The organism is Bradyrhizobium neotropicale (genome assembly GCF_001641695.1).
GTDB classification, from domain to species: Bacteria; Pseudomonadota; Alphaproteobacteria; order Rhizobiales; family Xanthobacteraceae; genus Bradyrhizobium; species Bradyrhizobium neotropicale.
On sequence record NZ_LSEF01000047.1, the window covers coordinates 135,010 to 153,647 of the forward strand.

Annotated in this window: 16 protein-coding genes; 10 read left to right on the forward strand and 6 right to left on the reverse strand. The window is 64.7% G+C overall.

The features are described 5' to 3' along the window. Positions 1–13 precede the first annotated feature (13 nt). Positions 14–832: an enoyl-CoA hydratase/isomerase family protein gene (locus AXW67_RS15575; RefSeq protein WP_063678588.1), complete on the forward strand. Its 819-nt coding sequence runs from the start codon at positions 14–16 to the stop codon at positions 830–832. A gap of 160 nt (positions 833–992) precedes the next feature. Here the strand turns inward: AXW67_RS15575 and AXW67_RS15580 are convergent, their stop codons facing one another. The 4 genes from AXW67_RS15580 to AXW67_RS15595 form a co-directional block, all read right to left on the reverse strand. Beyond that, complete coding sequence (locus tag AXW67_RS15580) at positions 993–3,107, reverse strand: acetate--CoA ligase family protein (RefSeq protein WP_063678589.1); 2,115 nt, start codon at positions 3,105–3,107, stop codon at positions 993–995. 174 nt (positions 3,108–3,281) lie between these two features. Further along, positions 3,282–4,046, reverse strand: coding sequence for a VOC family protein (locus AXW67_RS15585; RefSeq protein WP_063678590.1), 765 nt, complete (start codon positions 4,044–4,046; stop codon positions 3,282–3,284). A gap of 2 nt (positions 4,047–4,048) precedes the next feature. Continuing rightward, on the reverse strand, positions 4,049–4,840 hold the full coding sequence (locus AXW67_RS15590) for an enoyl-CoA hydratase (RefSeq protein ID WP_027553461.1): 792 nt from the start codon (positions 4,838–4,840) through the stop codon (positions 4,049–4,051). A 182-nt stretch (positions 4,841–5,022) separates the two neighbouring features. Then, positions 5,023–6,228, reverse strand: a complete 1,206-nt coding sequence (locus AXW67_RS15595) for an ABC transporter substrate-binding protein (RefSeq protein ID WP_063678591.1) — start codon at positions 6,226–6,228, stop codon at positions 5,023–5,025. Between the two features lie 432 nt (positions 6,229–6,660). Between AXW67_RS15595 and AXW67_RS15600 the strand changes: the two genes are divergently transcribed. Both AXW67_RS15600 and AXW67_RS15605 read left to right on the forward strand, forming a co-directional pair. Further along, on the forward strand, positions 6,661–7,467 hold the full coding sequence (locus AXW67_RS15600) for a thermonuclease family protein (protein ID WP_145927638.1): 807 nt from the start codon (positions 6,661–6,663) through the stop codon (positions 7,465–7,467). 131 nt (positions 7,468–7,598) lie between these two features. After that, positions 7,599–8,990: a M48 family metalloprotease gene (locus tag AXW67_RS15605; protein ID WP_245315561.1), complete on the forward strand. Its 1,392-nt coding sequence runs from the start codon at positions 7,599–7,601 to the stop codon at positions 8,988–8,990. A 167-nt stretch (positions 8,991–9,157) separates the two neighbouring features. On the opposite strand, the gene AXW67_RS15610 is transcribed toward AXW67_RS15605, so the two are convergent. Continuing rightward, complete coding sequence (locus AXW67_RS15610; RefSeq protein ID WP_027553458.1) at positions 9,158–10,486, reverse strand: MFS transporter; 1,329 nt, start codon at positions 10,484–10,486, stop codon at positions 9,158–9,160. A 180-nt stretch (positions 10,487–10,666) separates the two neighbouring features. Between AXW67_RS15610 and cyoA the strand changes: the two genes are divergently transcribed. Genes cyoA through AXW67_RS15645 form a run of 7 tightly spaced genes read left to right on the forward strand, consistent with a single transcriptional unit; the run spans position 10,667 to position 17,568 of the window. Next, a complete protein-coding gene (gene cyoA, locus AXW67_RS15615) occupies positions 10,667–11,827 on the forward strand; it encodes a ubiquinol oxidase subunit II (RefSeq protein WP_063678593.1) in 1,161 nt (386 codons plus the stop codon). An 11-nt stretch (positions 11,828–11,838) separates the two neighbouring features. Beyond that, on the forward strand, positions 11,839–13,836 hold the full coding sequence (gene cyoB / locus AXW67_RS15620; protein ID WP_063678594.1) for a cytochrome o ubiquinol oxidase subunit I: 1,998 nt from the start codon (positions 11,839–11,841) through the stop codon (positions 13,834–13,836). Then, positions 13,837–14,466, forward strand: a complete 630-nt coding sequence (cyoC, locus tag AXW67_RS15625) for a cytochrome o ubiquinol oxidase subunit III (protein ID WP_027553455.1) — start codon at positions 13,837–13,839, stop codon at positions 14,464–14,466. It abuts the gene before it with no gap. After that, positions 14,463–14,840: a cytochrome o ubiquinol oxidase subunit IV gene (cyoD, locus tag AXW67_RS15630; protein ID WP_063678595.1), complete on the forward strand. Its 378-nt coding sequence runs from the start codon at positions 14,463–14,465 to the stop codon at positions 14,838–14,840. The genes cyoC and cyoD overlap by 4 nt, the downstream gene beginning before the upstream one ends. Continuing rightward, the gene (locus tag AXW67_RS15635; protein ID WP_063678596.1) at positions 14,837–15,682 is read left to right on the forward strand and encodes an SURF1 family protein; all 846 of its coding nucleotides are present in this window, start codon (positions 14,837–14,839) and stop codon (positions 15,680–15,682) included. Before cyoD ends, AXW67_RS15635 begins: the two co-directional genes overlap by 4 nt. Beyond that, the gene (locus tag AXW67_RS15640) at positions 15,657–17,045 is read left to right on the forward strand and encodes an ATP-binding protein (RefSeq protein WP_063678597.1); all 1,389 of its coding nucleotides are present in this window, start codon (positions 15,657–15,659) and stop codon (positions 17,043–17,045) included. Before AXW67_RS15635 ends, AXW67_RS15640 begins: the two co-directional genes overlap by 26 nt. Next, positions 17,035–17,568, forward strand: a complete 534-nt coding sequence (locus AXW67_RS15645) for a response regulator transcription factor (protein ID WP_027553451.1) — start codon at positions 17,035–17,037, stop codon at positions 17,566–17,568. The genes AXW67_RS15640 and AXW67_RS15645 overlap by 11 nt, the downstream gene beginning before the upstream one ends. A 198-nt stretch (positions 17,569–17,766) precedes the next feature. On the opposite strand, the gene AXW67_RS15650 is transcribed toward AXW67_RS15645, so the two are convergent. Continuing rightward, complete coding sequence (locus tag AXW67_RS15650; protein ID WP_082907902.1) at positions 17,767–18,561, reverse strand: CarD family transcriptional regulator; 795 nt, start codon at positions 18,559–18,561, stop codon at positions 17,767–17,769. Positions 18,562–18,638 lie beyond the last annotated feature (77 nt).

Genomic DNA, 18,638 nt, shown 5'->3' on the forward strand with positions numbered 1-18,638 from the left:
ATCGAGGAACATCATGAGTATCTACAAAGATATCGGCGTCGAGAAGGTCGGACACGTCGGCACCATCGAGATCCGCCGGCCGCCGCTCAACTTCTTCGACATTTCGCTGATCAACCAGATCGCGGACGCGCTCGACGAGTTCGATCGCGACATCGAGATCCGCGCTTCCGTGCTTTCGGCACAGGGCAAGGCATTCTGCGCCGGCGCCAATTTCAACGATCCCGCACGGCAGGAGCAGGAGGCACGCGCAGCCGATAAAACTGCAAAGGGCGATCCCGCCGACAGCCTCGGCCCGATCAATCACCTCTATATCCAGGCCGTGCGCATCTTCCGCGCCAAGAAGCCGATCGTCGCCGCCGTGCAGGGCGCTGCCATCGGCGGCGGGCTCGGCCTCGCGGTCTCCGCGGATTTTCGCGTCACCTGCCCCGAAGCGCGCTTCTCCGCGAACTTCACAAAACTCGGCTTCCATCCCGGCTTCGGCCTGACGGTGACGTTGCCGGAGCTGATCGGCAAGAACAACGCCGAGCTGATGTTCTACACCAGCCGCCGCGTCACCGGCGAAGAGGCCTACAAATGGGGCCTCGCCAACGAGCTGGTGCCGCAGGACCAGGTGAAATCGGCCGCGATGAAGCTCGCCGGCGAGATCGCCGAATGCTCGCCGCTCGGCCTCGTGTCCACCCGCGCGACGATGCGCCAAGGCCTCGCCGACCGCGTGATGGCCGCAACCAACCACGAGCTCGGCGAGCAGACAAGGCTGCGAGCGACGGAGGATTTCAAGGAAGGCGTGAAGGCGACCGAGGAACGTCGCGCGGCGAATTTCAAGGGGCGGTGATCACCTTCTTCCTTCTCCCCTTGTCTTGTGGGAGAAGGTGGCGCGAAGCGCCGGATGAGGGGTTGCTTCCGCAGATTCAACTGAAGCAGTTGGCTCGCGGAGAGAGACCCCTCACCCCGCTGCGCTTCGCGCAGTCACCCTCTCCCACAAGGGGAGAGGTTTAACCCCGCCCCGCCACCAGTGCATCGACGATCGTCACGCCCTGCCCCTCGGCGTGCACCAGTACCGGGTTGAGCTCGATCTCCGCGATCTCGCTCGCGTGCCGCGCGGCGAGCACGGAGATGTCGGCGATCAGTTGCGCCAGCGCCGCGACATCCGTCTTTACTGCCCCGCGAAAACCGTTCAGCAGCGGCGCCGCTTTCAGCGCCGCCAACATCGCGCGGGCCTCCTCCGCGCTCACCGGCGCAGGGCGATAGACGACGTCGCGGAACAGTTCCGTGGTGATGCCGCCGAGCCCAACCATCACCATCGGGCCAAACGTCTCATCCGTCATCGTGCCCACGATGATCTCGACGCCCCGCTTCGCCATCGGCCCGACCAGCACGCCTTGAATATCCGCCTCGGGCCGATGCTGGCGCGCATTGTTCAGCAGCGTCTCGAAGGCCAGAAACACCTCGCCCTTGGTCGTGATGTTGACCCGCACACCACCGACCTCGCTCTTGTGCGCGATGTCCGGCGACTGGATCTTCATCACCAGCGGAAAGCCTGTGCGCGCGATTGCCTCGTCGAGCCCGCTTTTGTCCTTCGCCAGCACTTCGTCCGGCAGCGCAATCCCGGCGGCACGGAGCAGCGCCTTGCTGTCGGCTTCAGACAGAACGGGCGACGTCAGATGCGCAGAGAGATCGCGTGCCGGCAGCCGCGTCTCATCGGCAAGCTTCGGCAGCCTGAAGCCGGCATAGTCGACCAGCTGCCGCATCGCGACCCCGACATGGGTGAGGCCGGAGAGCACGACGACGCCGGATTTAGCAAGCTCACGCCGCGCAAACTCCGACGGCAGCGTGTAGGAATAGAACACCACGGGCTTGTGCTGCGCTGCCAGCACCGGCTTCAGCTCGGGCTCCTTAAAGGGCATCCGAACGTCGCTCGACAGCGATAGCACGACCAAAATCGCATCAACCTCGTCGGAGACCGTGAGCAGATCGACGCTCTTCTGCAAACCGCCCGAGGTCACGCCCTGCGCTGTCACATCGATCGGATTGCGCGCGCTGCCGTAGGACGGCATCAGCGTCGCGATCCCGGCCTGGATGGATTCGGACAGCTCCGGCACCTGCAGGCCGCGCAGCGCCACGGCATCCGCGCCCCAGATGCCGGCACCGCCGGAGACGGTGACGACAGCGACGCGATCGCCTTTCGGCAGCGGATTGCTCGCGAGTACCGCCGCGATCGTCAGCGCCTCGTCGAGATCGTTGGAGACGATGAAGCCGAATCTTGCGAACACCGCATCATAGGCCGCGGACCAGCCGGCCATGCTGGCGGTGTGCGAGGCGGCGGCGCGCATCCCCGCGCTGGAGCGGCCGACCTTGGTGACGATGACCGGCTTCTTCGCCTCCGCGGCGCGCCGCGCGGCGGCAAGGAATTTGCCGACGTCGCGGATGCCCTCGATGAACAGCAGGATCACGTCGGTCGAAGAGTCCTGCACCATGTAGTCCAGGAACTCGCCGGCGCCGAGGTCCGACTCATTGCCGGCGCTGACGACATAGCTCACGGCAATGCCAAGCGCCTTGGCGCGGTGATAATAGGCAAAGCCGATACCTCCGCTCTGCGCGACGATGCCGATCCGCCGCGTGGTGGCAATGAGCGGCACCACGTCCGGCTTGACATCGACCGCAGGACTGAAGGTCGCCGCCACCCGCTGCACCTGGCTGAAAAAGCCCTCGGCGTTCGGCCCGGAAATCCGTATGCCCGTGCGTTTTGCGAGCGCCGCGATCGCGTCCTGCATCGCCGCGCTGTCGCCGCCCTCCTCGGCAAAGCCGGAGGAGATGATGACGGCGTTCTTCACGCCGGCGCTCGCGCATTGCTCGAGCGCAGGGAGAACCGCCCGCGCGGGAATGATGATGACGGCGAGATCGACCGGCGCACCGACATCGGCGATCGATTTGTAGCAGGCGAGCCCGTCGATCTCGGCATAGTTCGGATTCACCGGATAGATCTTTCCGGGATACTCGTTCTTGCGCAGCATCGCGAGCAGCCGCCCCGGGATCTTCTCGTGATCGCGCGAGGCCCCGATCAGCGCGATGCTGGCCGGCGCGAAGAAGCTGTCGAGCGGATGCGGCATGTGTTTGACCCCTTTCTTATGTCAGCCCGTCATCCTGAGGTGCCGGAGCGCAGCGGAGCTCTCGAGGGATGAACGCCACCAGCCGGGCCGCTCATCCTTCGAGGCTCGCCATGCGGTGCGTGCACCGCGCGGCGCACCTCAGGATGACGGATTGAGAGCCGCGAACGCAAGAGCTCACGAAGCAAGCCGGAACGTCACCCCGCCCAGCAAGAACTCGCTCCCTGCGACCGCGTGTCCCTTCTCGCGCGCAACATGAAGCACGTGCGCGGCATCAGTGACACGAAATTCCAGGGCGCTCATGATCTCGTTCGGCCCCTTCACGAAGCGGAAGCTGGCGTTGGGCAGTTTCAGCTCGGCCGCACCGTCGCCGGTATTGCCCGGTGCGAGGCCGATGATCCTGCCCCAATGCTCGGCCAGCCCTTCCGGGTCCGGACTCTGCATCTCCACGCCCGTCAGCGCCTGCGTCGTCTCTTTCCGGATAAACTTCTGCCAGTCCGGCCCCGCCGGCGGATACCGACCCAGAATGTCGTCGCTGCCCTTGGTGTGGTTGAACTCGATGAAGGCGGCGCGGCAGTCGCGTGGATGAAGCTGCACGCCATGATACGGTGGGTGGTCGATCACACTCGCGGTGCGCACGCCCAAGGCATTGGCGTTGCGGCCGCGCTCGTCCGGATCGTTGCAGCAGAAGATCGCCATGTAGCCGCCGCGGCCGCCGGTCTTCTCGATGAAGCGGCCGGCCGCGGTGCCGTCCCTGAACGGCGCCACCACCTCGAGCAGGATCGTGTCGACCGGGAGCAGCGCGTTCTCCAGGCCGTATTTTGCGACATTGCCGTCGCGATAGCAGACGGCGAGGCCCATGATCTCGGCGATGTCAGAGATCACCGGGCCGAGCTGCGGCGCGACCAGGCAGATCTGCCGCAGCCGCATATAGGCGGCCATCGTCACGCGCCCTTGAAAGCGGGCTTGCGCTTCTCGACGAAGGCCTTTGCGGCCTCCTTGTGATCCGCGGTGTCGCCGCAGCGGGTGTGATGGATCGCCTCGCCGTCGAAGCAGTCCTCCAGCGCCAGATGCTCGGCATTGTTGATGTTGCGCTTGATGTAGCCGAGCGCGATCGACGGGCCCTGGGCCAGCGACAGCGCGAGCTCATGGGCTGCCGCATCGATCTCGGCGTCGGGCACGACCTTCGTCACCATGCCGATCGCATGCGCCTCCTTCGCGCTCAGCACCGGCGACATCAGATAGAGTTCGCGCGCCCGCGCGCTGCCGAGCAGCTGGGTGAGGAAATAAGTGCCGCCATAGTCGCCGGAGAAACCGACCTTGGCGAAGGCGGTCGTGATCTTGCAGGACTCAGAGGCAACGCGCAGATCGCAGGACAGCGCCATCGAAAGCCCGGCACCGGCCGCTGCGCCATCGAGCTGCGCTACCACAGGCTTTGGCATCTGGTGCAGGATGCGCGAAACTTCCATGCCGCGGCGCAGGTTGGCGAGCTTGGTCTCGAACGGCAGCGGCGCGCGTCCCTCGGCCATCGATTTGACGTCGCCGCCGACACAGAACGAGCCACCGGCGCCCTTGAACAGCACCGCGCGCACCTCGGGATCATCGGCCGCGCGCCGCGCGGCCTCGACCAGACCGCGCACCATGTCGGGGTTGAGCGCATTCTTCCGCTCGGGGCGGTTCATGGTGATGGTGAGGAGCCCGTCTTCGAGCTTTTGCAGGACCATGTCGTTGCTCATGAGACGTTTCCCTTGTTGTCGTTGTTTTGCTCCGTCATTCCGGGGCGCGCCTCCTGGCGCGAGCCCGGAATCCATTTCTCAACTGTCAGTGCGGCCCGATGGATCCCTGGCTCGCGACTTCGTCGCGCCCCGGGATGACGACCTGCCGCATGGCTTGCTTGTCGCCACGACGGCTCACGCCGTCACTTCTTCACCAGCGGGCAGCGTGACTGCTCCAGCGACTGGAACGCCTCGTTCCCGGGCACCGTGGCGAGCAGCTTGTAGTCGTCCCAGCGGCCCTTCGATTCCGAAGGCTTCTTCACCTCGAACAGGTACATGTCGTGGATCATACGGCCGTCGTCGCGGATCTTGCCGTTCGTCGCGAAGAAGTCGTTGATCGGCGTCTCCTTCATCACCTTCATAACAGCAGCAGAGTCCGTCGTGCCGGCCGCCTTCACGGCCTTGAGATAATGGGTGACCGAAGAATAGACGCCGGCCTGCGCCGAGGTCGGCGGGCGCTTCATGCGCTGGGTGAAGCGCTTCGAGAATGCGCGGGTGTCGTCGTTGAGGTCCCAGTAGAAGGCCTCCGCAAGCAACAGACCCTGCGCGGTCTCGAGCCCGATCGAGTCGATGTCAGTGACGAAGGCGAGCAGCGGCGAGAGTTTCTGGCCGCCCTTCATGATGCCGAACTCCGCCGACTGCTTGATGGCGTTGACGGTGTCGCCGCCGGCATTGGCAAGGCCAATCACCTTGGCCTTGGAAGCCTGCGCCTGCAGCAGGAAGGAGGAGAAGTCAGACGTATTGAGCGGATGACGGACATTGCCGAGCACCTTGCCACCGGTCTTCACCACGACGGCGCTGGTGTCCTTCTCCAGATCCTGCCCGAAGGCGTAATCGGCGGTCAGGAAGAACCATGTGTCGAGGCCCGACTTCACCGCGGCAAGTCCAGTCACATTGGCCTGGGCGAACGTGTCGAACACGTAGTGCACGGTCAAGGGACCGCAGGCCTCGTTGGTGAGGCGGATCGAGCCGGGGCCGTTGAAGATGATGATCTTGTTGCGCGCTTTCGCGATCTCGCCGGCGGCGAGCGCGGTTGCGGAGGCCGCAACGTCGTAGATCATCTCGACACCCTGGTTGTCGAGCATGTCGCGGGCGATGTTGGCGGCAAGGTCGGCCTTGTTGAGATGGTCGGCCGCGAGCACCTGGATCTTGCGGCCCAGCACCTCGCCGCCAAAATCCTCCACCGCCATCTTGGCCGCGGTCTCGCTGCCGGGCCCGGTGATATCGGCGTAGAGACTCGACATGTCGAGGATGCCGCCGATCTTGAGGGGTGGCTTGTCCTGGGCCTGCACGGCGCTCGCACCGATCGCGAACGCGGCGGCAAAAATGCCGGACAAAATTTTCCTCATTAAAATCCTCCCTTGATCGCCTTACTCTAATGGCGGCTTGGTTATTGCTCTTGGTTATCGCTATTGCCGCAATCATGCCGCATGCGCGAGAGCGCAGCAAGCAGAAGCGCCACGCGAGCAGCGCACGTTTTCCGCAAAACGGAATGGCGCGATTGGCTAATCTCTTTCCACATTCGTCATTGCGAGCGCAGCGAAGCAATCCAGACTGTCACCGAGGAAAGACTCTGGGTTGCTTCGCTGCACTCGCAATGACTGAGGATGCGGAAGCGGCCGAGCACGACAGTTGTAGGGTGGGCAAAGGCGCGCCCTTTGCGCGCCGTGCCCACCAATCTGTTTCGCTTGGCAAAGTGGTGGGCACGCTTCGCTTTGCCTACCCTACGGCAGCGGCGCCCGGCCAAATTCCCTTCGTCCTCGGCCACGTTTGAGTTAAAAGTGTCACGCAACGCAACCTCTCCGGGCAACGTGAAGCGACCGCTCACTTTCATCGCCACTGCGGCACTCCTCATCGGATCGCGCGACGCCGCGTTCGCGGCGGTCTGCCAGTTCGAGTCTCAAGGCGAAGGCCGCGTTGCTGCGATCACGGACGCACGCAGCCTGCGTCTCGATGACGGCCGCGAGGTGCGTCTCACCGGCATCGAGCCGACCGCAACGACGAAGCAGGCGCTGACATCGCTGCTCGTCGGGCGCGACGTGGCGCTCCACGGCAGCGACGACACGCCCGATCGTTATGGGCGCCAGTCCGCGCTCGTCTTCATCCGGGACAGCGAAACGTCAGCGCAGGCGCTCCTGCTCGCCCAGGGCGAGGCGATCGTCTCGGCCGAGATCGCGGACAAGGATTGCGCGGCCGCCCTGATGGCGGCGGAAGCCGAGGCGCGGCGCCAAAAAAGGGGCAGCTGGGCTGACCCGTTGGCCATAAAAAACGCGGAAAGTCCGGACGATATTTTGGCCGGGATTGGGCGCTTTATGGTGGTCGAGGGCAAAGTCCTGTCGGTCCGGCAAGCTGGGGCAATGACCTACCTCAACTTCGGACGGAACTGGACACGCGGCTTTACCGCGACTATTTCAAGGCGCATCGCACCGGCCTTTGAGGGCGCCGGAATTGCCCTTAAGTCTCTGGAGAATCGACGGATTCGAGTCCGAGGCTGGGTCGAGGGGAATACGGGGCCACGGATTGACGTGCGTCTCTTGGGACAGGTTGAATTGCTGGGCGCAATCGAGCCTACTGGGGTGAGGCCTTAGGGCCAGGGCACGGGTTAAGCGACGTGAACGGGGTGCTAGAACGGCACGGAAAGGGCGAACGCCGCAGACTTCGAGCTGCGCCGGCCGCGCTATGCCTTTTGCTGGGCACGACGCTCGCCGGATGCGGTGACATGGGCCGGTTCCAGACTGCTGCGGCGCCGCCGACGGTCGCGATGCCCAAGCCGAAGCCGGCCGTCGCGCAGACGCCGGCCACCGAAAAGGAGCACGAGCGCATCCTGGCGAGCTATGGCGGCGCCTATGACGACCCGCGGCTCGAATCACTGGTCACCAAGACCGTCGAGCGGCTGGTCGCGGCCTCCGACCGTCCCGACCAGGGCTACAAGGTCACCATCCTCAATTCCGGCGCGGTGAACGCCTTCGCCCTGCCGAACGGACAGCTCTATGTCACGCGCGGCCTGCTGGCGCTCGCGAGCGACACCTCGGAATTGTCCTCCGTGCTCAGCCACGAGATGGCGCATGTGCTGTCGAAGCACGCCGCGATGCGCGAGGACCAGGCCCGCCAGGCCGCGATCGTCACCCGCGTCGTCACCGACATGAGCAACGATCCCGATCTCACCGCGCTTGCGCTGGCCAAGACCAAGCTCACCATGGCAAGCTTCTCGCGCAACCAGGAGTTCGAGGCTGACGGCATCGGGGTGGGCATTTCCGCCCGCGCGCATTTCGACCCCTATGGCGCCGCGCGCTTCCTTTCCGCGATGGAGCGCAATGCCGAGCTCAAGGCCGGCAAGAACACCCTCGATCCGCGCGCGCAGGATTTCACCTCGTCGCATCCGGCAACCCCGGAGCGCGTGCAGAATGCGCAGACGATCGCGCGGCAATATGCTGCGCCCGAAGGCGGCGAACGTGACCGCGAGAGCTATCTCGCCGCGATCGACAACCTCGTCTATGGCGAGGATCCCAGCGAAGGCTTCGTTCGCGGCCGCCGCTTCCTGCATCCAAAACTCGGCTTCACCTTCCAGGCGCCGGACAATTTTACGCTCGACAACACCGCACAGGCGGTGATCGGCGTGCGCGAGGGCGGCTCGCAGGCGATGCGCTTCGACGTGGTGCGCGTGCCGGCCGAGCAGTCGCTCGGCGATTACCTCAATTCGGGCTGGATGGAAGGCGTCGAGAAGGCCTCGATCGAGGATCTCACCATCAACGGTTTTCCTGGCGCGTCCGCAACCGCCAAGGGCGACCAGTGGCAGTTCAAGGTCTATGCGCTGCGCTTCGGCAGCGACGTTTACCGCTTCATCTTCGCCACGAAGCAGAAATCGACCGAGAGCGAGCGCAATGCGCGCGAGACCGTCAATTCATTCCGCCGCCTGACGCTCGATGAGATCCAGGCCGCCCGGCCCCTGCGCCTCAAGGTGATCACCGTGCAGCCCGGCGACACTGTGGAATCGCTCTCCCACCGCATGTCGGGCGTCGATCACCCGACCGAACGCTTCCGCGTTCTCAACGGCCTCGATCGCACCGCGCAGGTGAAGGTACGCGACCGCGTCAAGATCGTGGTGGATTGACGCCCGCTAGTTTCTCGTAGGTGGGCAAAGCGAAGCGTGCCCACCACGTCTGCCCGCAATCGTGGAAGGATGGTGGGCACGGCGCTGTGCGCCTTTGCCCGCCCTACGAAGCCACAAACTCCATCGCCGGGACGACGGCTGAATAAGCTGCTCCGCCTGAGTTGAACCTACCGCCCCGCATCCATGTCCCCTGCCTCGCGCTGGCCGCTGAGCCAGAGCGCCACGAGGGTCCACAGCGCGCCCGAGAGCAGATAGGCGCCGGAGGCGATGACGCCGAGATTGGTGGCGAGCAGGAGCGCGGCGAGCGGGGCGAAGCCGGCGCCGAACAGCCAGGCCATGTCGGAGGTGAGCGCCGAGGCCGTGTAGCGGTACATCTGCTTGAAGTTCGAGGCGATCGCGCCCGAGGATTGGCCGAAGGACAGGCCGAGCAGGATGAAGCCGATCACCATGTAGATGGTCTCGCCGAACGCGCCGGCATCGAGCAGCTGCGGAGCAAAGCCGCTATAGACCGCGATCGCGATCGCCGAGCCCATCAGCAGCGACTTGCGGCCGACCCGGTCGGCGATGACGCCCGAGGCGACGATCGCAGCGACCCCGAACACGGCGGCGACCATCTCGATGATCAGGAAGCGCACCGGGCTCTCGCGGGTGAACAGGAACACCCAGGACAGCGGAAACACCGTGACCATGTGGAACAACGCGAAGCTCGCCAGCGGCGCGAACGCGCCCAGCATGATGTTGTGGCCTTCGCGCGCGACGGTGTCGGAGATGCGCGCCGGCTGCAGATCGCGAGTCTCGAACAGCGCGGCATATTCCTCGGTCGCCACCATGCGCAGGCGGGCGAACAGCGCCACGACGTTGATGGCGAAGGCGACGAAGAATGGATAGCGCCAGCCCCAGTCGAAGAAATCGTCGGCCGACAGATTACCGGCGAAATAGGCAAACAAGGCGCTCGCCACGATCAGCCCGAGCGGTGCACCGAGCTGCGGCACCATCGCGTACCAGCCGCGCTTCGACGGCGGCGCGTTCAGCGCCAGCAGCGAGGCAAGGCCGTCCCATGCACCGCCCCATGCGAGACCCTGCGCGGCGCGCGCCATGGCCAGGAGCCAGATCGCGGTGGCACCGATCTCGTGATAGCCGGGCAGGAACGCGATCGCGACGGTGGCGGTGCCGAGCACGAACAGCGCGGTGACCAGCTTGGCCGTCTTGCCGTATTGCCGGTCGATCGTCATGAAGATGACGGTGCCGAGCGGCCGCGCGATGAAGGCGAGCGCGAAGATCGCGAAGGAATAGAGGGTGCCGGTCAGTTCGCTCGCGAACGGGAAGACCAGGCGCGGAAACACGATCACCGAGGCGATGGCGTAGACGAAGAAGTCGAAGAATTCCGAGGTGCGGCCGATGATGACGCCGATGGCGATCTCGCCGGGACTGGCCTGGTCGTGGCCGTGCTCGCCCGTGTGGAGGTCTGCCATTGCGGGGGTTTGTGCCGTCGCCATCGTGCGCCCTTAACGTCCTGAAAACCAAAGCCGAGCACCCGGCGGACGCCGGGCAATCTGCGCCTGTCTGAACCAACCTCCCGCACTGCAACATTGGACAAATTGTCCAATGTCCGGATTGTTGCGCCGCAGCTACCCCTTGGTCCCGCAAAGGAAACTCATTCTCAGAAGGCTCGGCCCGTGTCTCGTCTCAAGATCCTGGCGTTACTACCTTTGGCGGCTGCACTTAGCGGCTGCAACTACATCGTGCTGGCGCCAGCCGGCGATATCGCTGCCCAGCAGCGCGACCTCGTCATCATCTCCACCGTCCTGATGCTCCTGATCGTCGTGCCCGTGATGGGGCTGACGGTGCTGTTCGCCTGGCGCTACCGCCAGTCCAACAAGTCGGCGCGCTACGAGCCGGATTGGGACCACTCGACCAAGCTCGAGCTGGTGATCTGGTCGGCGCCGCTCTTGATCATCGTTTGCCTCGGTGCGCTGACCTGGATGGGCACGCATCTGCTCGACCCCTATCGCACGCTCGGCCGCATCAATGCGGAGCGCGCCGTGGATCAGGCCAAGGCGCCGCTCGAGGTCGACGTCGTCGCGCTCGACTGGAAATGGCTCTTCATCTATCCGGACTACGGCGTCGCCACCGTCAATGACCTGGCTGCTCCGGTTGATCGCCCGATCAATTTCCGCATCACCGCCTCCTCGGTGATGAACTCGTTCTACATCCCCGCGCTCGCCGGCCAGATCTATGCGATGCCGGGCATGGAGACCAAGCTCCACGCCGTCGTGAACCACGCCGGCACCTACAAGGGCTTTTCGGCGAACTACAGCGGCGCCGGCTTCTCCGGCATGCACTTCGCCTTCCACGGCCTCGACGACAAGGGCTTTGACGCCTGGATCGCCAGCGCCAAATCGGCCGGCGGCTCGCTCGGTCGCGCCGAATATCTTCAGCTCGAGAAGCCGAGCCAGAACGAGCCGGTGCGGCGCTACGGCACTGTCGATGCCGATCTCTATCGCCTGATCCTCAACATGTGCGTTGAGACCGGCAAGATGTGCCAGAGCGAAATGATGGCGATCGACGCCAAGGGCGGCCTCGGCCACGACGGCCTGAACAACACCCTGCCGCTCGCCTACGACAAGTATGCGCGCCGCGGCACCGCGCTCGGCGGCGAGCCGACCTTCGTCGCCGGTACCTGCACGCCCGATGCGCCGCAAGGCCAGACCACCGCCGACATCAAGGCGCCCAGCGACGCAACCCCGCTGCTCGGCGCCGGCCTGAAGCGTCCGAGCTTCACGCCGCTCAAGTCTTCGTCCTTCTTCCTCGGACAACGTCCGAAGTCAGACTCCTAAAGAGAGCTCGCATGTCTCCTGATCTTCTCAAGCTCATCTTCGGCCGGCTCGGCATCGAATCGCTGCCGCTGCACGAGCCGATCGTCGTCGGCACCTTCGTGGTGGTGGCCCTCGGCGGCATCACGCTGCTCGGCGGGCTCACCTATTTCCGCCTCTGGGGCTATCTGTGGCGCGAGTGGTTCACCACCGTCGACCACAAGCGCATCGGCATCATGTACATGATCCTCGGCATCGTGATGCTGCTGCGCGGCTTCGCCGACGCGCTCATGATGCGCGGCCAGCAGATGCTCGCGTTTGGCGGCTCGGAGGGCTACCTCAACGCGCATCACTACGACCAGGTCTTCACCGCCCACGGCGTGATCATGATCTTCTTCGTGGCGATGCCGCTGGTCACCGGCCTGATGAACTACGTCGTGCCGCTCCAGATCGGCGCCCGCGACGTGTCGTTCCCGTTCCTGAACAATTTCAGCTTCTGGATGACGGTCGGCGGCGCGGTGCTGGTGATGGCCTCGCTCTTCATCGGCGAATTCGCCCGCACCGGCTGGCTTGCTTATCCGCCGCTGTCGAACATCGGCTACAGTCCAGACGTCGGCGTCGACTATTACATATGGGCGCTGCAGGTCGCCGGCGTCGGAACCACGTTATCCGGCATCAACCTGATCTGTACCATCGTCAAGCTGCGATGCCCCGGCATGACCATGATGCGGATGCCGGTCTTCACCTGGACCTCGCTCTGCACCAACGTGCTGATCGTCGCCTCCTTCCCCGTTCTGACCGTCGTGCTCGCGCTGCTCTCGCTCGACCGCTACGTCGGCACCAACTTCTTCACGAACGATTTCGGCGGCAGCCCGATGATGTACGTGAACCTGATCTGGATCTGGGGCCATCCCGAGGTCTACATCCTGGTTCTTCCCGCCTTCGGCATCTTCTCGGAGGTCACCTCGACCTTCTCGGGCAAGCGCCTGTTCGGCTACACCTCGATGGTCTACGCCACGGTGGTCATCACCATCCTGTCGTACCTGGTCTGGCTGCACCACTTCTTCACGATGGGGTCGGGTGCCAGCGTCAACTCCTTCTTCGGCATCACCACGATGATCATCTCGATCCCGACGGGCGCGAAGATGTTCAACTGGCTGTTCACGATGTATCGCGGCAGAATCCGCTTCGAGCTGCCGATGATGTGGACCATCGCCTTCATGCTGACCTTCGTGGTCGGCGGCATGACCGGCGTGCTGCTCGCGGTGCCGCCGGCCGACTTCGTCCTGCACAACAGCCTGTTCCTGATCGCGCACTTCCACAACGTGATCATCGGCGGCGTGGTGTTCGGCGCGTTCGCCGGCATCGGCTACTGGTTCCCGAAGGCGTTCGGCTTCAAGCTGGATCCGTTCTGGGGCAAGCTGTCGTTCTGGTTCTGGGTCACCGGCTTCTACCTCGCCTTCATGCCGCTCTATGTGCTCGGCCTGATGGGCGTGACCCGGCGCCTGCGCGTGTTCGACGATCCGAGCTTGCAGATCTGGTTCATCATCGCCGCGATCGGCGCGGGCCTCGTCTTCCTCGGCATCATCTGCATGCTGGTGCAGTTCGCGGTCAGCTTCCTCCGGCGCGAGCAGCTCAAGGACGTCACCGGTGATCCCTGGGACGCGCGTACGCTGGAATGGGCGACTTCTTCGCCACCGCCGGCCTACAACTTCGCGTTCACGCCCGTCGTTCACGACAATGACGCGTGGTGGGACATGAAGAAGCGCGGCTACCAGCGCCCCCTCACCGGGTTCAAGCCGATCCACATGCCGAGCAACACCGGCACCGGCATCATCCTCGCCGGCTTTGCCACCGCGATGGGATTCGGCCTGATCTGGTACATCTGGTGGCTGGCCGCTGCGAGCTTCATCGCGATGCTCGTCGTCGGGATCGGTCACACCTTCAACTATCACCGCGACTTCGACATTCCGGCTGACGACGTCATCCGGACCGAGGACGCGCGCACCAAACTGCTCGCCGGAGCCAAGTAAATGACGATCGCTGTCAAACCCACCCAAACGGGCGAGCCGCTGTTCTACCTCGCCGACGAGCACCCGCATCCGGAAGGATACAGCACCTCGCTCGGCTTCTGGATCTATCTGATGAGCGACTGTCTCATCTTTGCGATCCTGTTTGCCACCTTCGGCGTGCTCGGCGCCAGCTATGCCGCCGGCCCGGCGCCGAAGGATCTGTTCGACCTGTCGCTGGTCGCGGTGAACACCTCGATGCTACTGCTGTCGTCGATCACCTATGGCTTCGCCATGCTGACGATGCAGCAGAACCGCATCGGCCAGACGCAGATGTGGCTCGCGATCACCGGCCTGTTCGGCGCCGCCTTCATCGGCATCGAGCTCACCGAGTTCGCCCACATGATCCATGAGGGCGCGACGCCTCAGCGCAGCGCCTTCCTGTCCGCCTTCTTCACCCTGGTCGGCACCCACGGCCTGCACGTCACCTGCGGCCTGATCTGGCTGGTGACCTTGATGGTGCAGGTCTGGAAGTTCGGCCTGATCGAGGCCAATCGCCGTCGCCTGATGTGCCTGTCGATGTTCTGGCACTTCCTCGACGTGGTCTGGATCGGCGTCTTCACCTTCGTCTATCTCCTGGGAGTGCTGCGATGAACACCGACACCCACGCCACCGCTGCGGGCCAGCATCACCACGACAACCAATCGCACGGCACGCTTTCGACTTATATGCTCGGCTTCGTGCTGTCGGTCGTGCTCACCGCGATTCCGTTCTGGCTCGTGATGAGCGGCGCGCTGCCCAGCAAGCAGATCACCGCGCTCGTCATCATGGCCTTCGCGGTTGTGCAGATCGTCGTGCACATGATCTACTTCCTGCACATGAACACGACATCCGAGAACGGTTGGAGCATGATGGCGCTGATCTTCACCATCGTCATGGTCGTGATCGCGCTGTCGGGCTCGCTATGGGTCATGAACCACCTCAACGCCAACATGATGCCGATCCACGAGATGAGCGGGATGAAGTGAACGAAACCGGGACCGCGAACCACGGGACAAACGGGACGCGCGGCAAGACCGCGCGGCCTCCCTTGTGGCTCACGGTCCTCGCGCTCGCGGCCTTCGCTGCTCTGATCGCCCTCGGCGTCTGGCAGATCGAACGCCGCACCTGGAAATTGGCGCTGATCGACCGCGTCGAGCAGCGCGTCCACGCCACCGCCCAGCCGATCCCCTCGCCTGCAGCGTGGCCCGCGGTCTCCACCGCAAATGACGAGTACAGACACGTCACCGTCACAGGCCGCTTCCTGCATGACCGGGAAACGCTGGTTCAGGCCGTCACCGAGGAAGGCGCCGGCTATTGGGTGCTCACGCCGCTTCGGCGCGACGACGGCACGCTGGTCCTGATCAACCGCGGCTTCGTGCCCTCCGAGCGGCGCGACGCATCGACGCGCCAGGATAGCAATCCGCAGGGTCAGGTCGATATCACCGGCTTGTTGCGCATGACGGAGCCGAAAGGCGGATTCCTCAGGACGAACGACCCCGTTCACGACCGCTGGTATTCGCGCGACGTCGCTGCAATCGCAGCGGCACGTGGCCTGCACGGCGTCGCCCCATTCTTCATTGATGCGGACGCTGCGCCGCGTACAGGCAGCGGTCCAATCGGCGGATTGACCGTGATCAGCTTTCCCAATAACCACCTGATTTACGCGCTGACGTGGTTTGCCCTGGCCTTCATGCTGGCCGGTAAACTTTTCGTCACATTCGGCGGCGGGCTGTTCCGCCGCAGGCGCTTCGTCCACGAACCGGCCGGCGGCTCGGATGCCACCGCCCGCAGGACGGGATCAGATGCTGGAACGATCGAGCCCACCTGACGACGGGAAGATGCTTCCCCATGCCGAGCTGGCCGTCGCGCTGCAATCGCAGGCGGACGCGCGCAGCGGCCTGACCGGCGCCTCGCCCACCGACGACGAGACCAACCGCAAGAACATGGCGCTGCTGATCCAGCTGCGCTGGACCGCGGTGGTCGGCCAGATCGTGACCATCGGCGCCGTGCATTACGGGCTCGGCATTCCCTTGCCGCTGGAGCGGATGGGCGCGGTGATCGGTGCCCTGGTCCTGCTCAACGTCTCCAGCCTGGTCTGGGTGCACCATCGCGCCGCGATCACCAACAACGAGCTGCTGGTCGCCTTGATGCTGGACGTCGCGGCGCTGACCGCGCAGCTTTACCTCAGCGGTGGCGCCACCAATCCCTTCACGTCGCTGTTCCTGCTTCAAGTCACGCTGGGTGCGGTGCTGCTCGATGGCCGCTCGACCTGGTCGCTGGTGGCGCTGACCTGCGCGAGCTTCGTCTGGCTGACGGTGGCCTACCGTCCGCTCGATCTGCCGCCCAATCCGCTCAGCGAGACATATACACTCACAGTTGCAGGCATGCTGCTGGGCTTCATCCTCAATGCCGTGCTGCTCGTCGTGTTCGTGACCCGCATCAACAGGAACCTGCGCGAGCGCGATGCGCATCTGGCCGCGCTGCGCCAGCACGCGGCCGAGCAGGATCACATCGTCCGCATGGGCCTGCTCGCATCCGGCGCCGCTCACGAACTCGGCACGCCGCTCGCCTCGCTCTCCGTCATCCTCAGCGACTGGCGCCGCATGCCGGACCTCGCGGCCGACCGCGAGCTCGCCGAGGATCTGGCCGAGATGGAAACCTCGCTGCAACGCTGCAAGACCATCGTGACCGGCATCCTGGTCTCCGCAGGCGAAGCGCGCGGCGAGGGATCGTCACCGACAACGGTGACGGCGTTCCTCACCGACATGGTCGAGGAGTGGCGCAATGCGCGCTCGGCGCGGACGCTCTATTTCGTCAACACCTTCGGCGAGGACGTCGCGATCGTCTCGGACATCGCGCTGAAGCAGGTGATCTTCAACGTGCTCGACAACGCCTATGAGGTCTCGCGCGACTGGGTCGAGCTGCTCGCCGAACGCGAGGGCGACAAGCTGGTGCTGTCGATCAGCGACCGCGGCCCCGGCTTTGCGCCCGAGATGCTGGCGCAGGTCGGCAAACCCTACCAGTCGAGCAAGGGCCGCGCCGGCGGCGGGCTCGGCCTGTTCCTGGTGGTGAACGTCGTGCGCAAACTGGGAGGCAGCGTGACCGCCGAGAACCACAGGAAGCGCGGCGCCACCGTCCGCCTTACTTTGCCGCTGGCAACGCTCGCTATCGGAGGCGGCTTTGACGCCTGACCGCTCGCTCATCGTCGTCGAGGACGATTCCGGCTTCGCCCGCACGCTGAAGCGCTCCTTCGAGCGGCGCGGCTATGAGGTCGTACTGGCGGCATCGATCGAAGAGGTCCGGAAAGTCCTGGAGGAGCGCTCCTTCGGCTACGCCGTGGTCGACCTCAAGCTCGGCGGCGCCTCCGGCCTTGCCTGCGTCGAGCTGTTGCACACCCACGATCCGGAGATGCTGATCGTGGTCCTCACCGGCTTTGCCAGCATCGCGACAGCGGTCGAAGCCATCAAGCTGGGGGCCTGCCACTATCTGGCAAAGCCCTCCAACACCGACGACATCGAGGCCGCCTTCCACAAGGCCGGCGGCAACGCCGAGGTCGCGCTGGATGCGCGCCCGACCTCGATCAAGACCCTGGAGTGGGAGCGCATCCACCAGACACTGATCGAGACGGATTTCAATATCTCGGAAGCGGCGCGACGGCTGGGGATGCACCGGCGGACGCTCGCGCGGAAGCTCGAGAAGCGGCCGGTGAAGTAGCTCCGTCGTTGCCCCGGACAAGCGACACGCGTAGCGCGAACGTAGGGTGGGTCAGCGCAGCGTAACCCACCTCTTTGCTGTCCACGCGTGAAGAGAAGCGGTGGGTTACGCTGCGCTAACCCACCCTACCGAGCCGGCCAAACAAAAAGCCCGGCCGAACGGCCGGGCTTTTGATCTGTTGCGATCGACGCGTGGCGCTTACGCTGCCTCGTCGGCGACCGTGCTGTCGTCGCCGTCGGTATCGTCGGCATCGCTCTCGTTGTCCGCATCGCCCTCGCCCTCAGTGGCTTCCGCCTTGGCGTTGGTGCGGCGCGGGCTCTTGGCGAGCTGGGCCTCGATCTCCTTGATCGCTTCGGTCTCGGTCGAGTGCTGCACCACCGCGATCTCGCGGGACAGGCGATCGAGCGCCGCTTCATAAAGCTGGCGTTCAGAGTAGGACTGCTCGGGCTGCGACTCGGAACGATAGAGGTCGCGCACGACTTCCGCGATCGCGACGATGTCGCCCGAATTGATCTTTGCTTCGTACTCCTGGGCGCGGCGCGACCACATGGTGCGCTTGACGCGGGCGCGGCCCTTCAGGGTTTCCAGCGCCTTCTTCACCAGAGCGGGCTCGGACAGCTTGCGCATGCCGACATTGGCGACCTTCGCGGTCGGAACGCGCAGCGTCATCTTGTCCTTGATGAAGTTGATGACGAACAGCTCGAGCTTGGCACCGGCGATCTCCTGCTCCTCGATGGCCAGGATCTGGCCGACGCCGTGAGCGGGATAGACGACGAATTCGTTGGCCTTGAACCCCTGGCGCTGGGTCACGACCTTCTTCTCCTCGACCTTCGGCGCAGCAGCGGGCTTCACGGCCGGCTTGGCAGCGACGGGGGCCTTGGCAGGGGCGGCAGCAACAGGCGCCTTCGGCGCGGGCTTGGCGGCAGCAGTCTTGGCAGCGGCAGGCTTCGAAACGGTCGCTTTCGCGGCAGTTTTCACAGGCTTGTTCGGCATCGCACTTCTTTTGTTCTTGGAGGACTTTGCAGCCGACGCCTTCGTGGCGGCACGGCCCTTGGATGCGCTACGGCTCG